The organism is Deltaproteobacteria bacterium (assembly GCA_016177765.1).
GTDB lineage: Bacteria > UBA10199 > UBA10199 > JACPAL01 > JACOUP01 > JACOUP01.
Genome location: JACOUP010000005.1, coordinates 1 through 1,215 on the forward strand (window position 1 = coordinate 1; position 1,215 = coordinate 1,215).

The following is a 1,215-nucleotide window of genomic DNA, read 5'->3' on the forward strand; positions in this document are numbered from 1 at the left end:
AATGTTGTGGTTATCGTATCCATGGACGATCAGGGGGTCATAAATCGGCCTCTCCTTCCTGTGGGTAATCGCTGTGACCGTGAACTGGTGGGTGCGATAGGCCTTCCCCATATAGCCTGACCATTCGGGATGGAAAGGATAAACGCCCTGCTTTTGGTCCCTCTCGGCGAGCGGACTTTCCCAGACCCTTTTCGTCGTATCCAGATACCCTTCCAGGACAAACTCAGCCTCCGCGATGGCATAAGCATCGATGGTTTTACACTTCACCATTTCGAGAGGGAACCCCTGGACGGCTCCGGCGATCCCCAATTCGTCGCAACCTCTGGGTAATATGGTGTACATGAACCCTGCTCCTGCCATGAGGGTCGCTGCCGGCGGAATGCCGATGTTGATGGTGAAGGGGATCGGTTCCTTCTTGTAGTATTTTGTTGCGATTTGATCCGTGTGAGACCCAGGGGAAATCTGGAAGGTGGAGGTGTTCTTCCAGCCGAGATCCTCACGGAAGTTCATCCGGTTGTAGCTGATATGCCAGCCGCCCCAGAAATGTTTGGGGGAGGCTACCGTCTTGCCTGCGCCCATGGTGCGCCCTGGATCGGTCGGAGTGTGTTGGATCATAGGAAGGACCGGCCACACGTTTACATCCTTGTCGATCACCACCTCCTGACAGGGAGCTTTGTCAACAATTTTTGGCGGTATGGGTCGAATAATGCTTTCGTGAATCTTGAATTTGAGATCCCTTAACCTTATTAAAGATCATCGGCGGCCCCCCATCCAGCCGTTTCTGAATGGCCGCCACCTCCAGTTTCGGATCGACTTCCCGGTCCGTTTCCAGCACCAAACTTTCCTTTTTCAATGTCTCCAGCGTTGACCTCAAACTCCTCAGCTCTTCCTTTGCCATTATTAAACCTCCTTTATGAAGCTCTACGACAGGTTGCATCAACAGGCTGAATCGGCACCGGGCGCAAAAAACGTGCCGCTTAGGCGGATCTCGGGATGGTTGATAAGTAGGTGATAAATAAAAGGATTAGGGACAGTCTCGGATTAGAATTATCCCAGGGCTAGGAAATTTGGCGTGATTTTTCTCAAGAATAGAAAGTTTTCACATGGCGATGGTCATCTTAGTCTTATCCGTTTCCCGATTTCAAGAACGCAATCTCAGGGGGCATGCTGTCCAGATGCCCGGGGGCTTAACTTTTGAATCAGGATGTGATAAGA

Annotated in this window: 2 protein-coding genes; both read right to left on the reverse strand. The window is 51.3% G+C overall.

Features of this window, described 5'->3' with window-relative positions; translation table 11 throughout:
* Nucleotides 1–747 (reverse strand): UbiD family decarboxylase (locus tag HYS22_02425; GenBank protein MBI1909009.1); only part of this gene is annotated, 747 nt, incomplete at its 3' end.
* Complete coding sequence (locus HYS22_02430) at nucleotides 677–898, reverse strand: UbiD family decarboxylase (protein ID MBI1909010.1); 222 nt, start codon at nucleotides 896–898, stop codon at nucleotides 677–679. The genes HYS22_02430 and HYS22_02425, both read right to left, overlap by 71 nt.
* Nucleotides 899–1,215: the final 317 nt, after the last annotated feature.

Bases quoted from the DNA above. Each gene is read 5' to 3' on its own strand.
- HYS22_02430 (MBI1909010.1), bottom strand. From the start codon at position 898: ATGGCAAAGGAAGAGCTGAGGAGTTTGAGGTCAACGCTGGAGACATTG.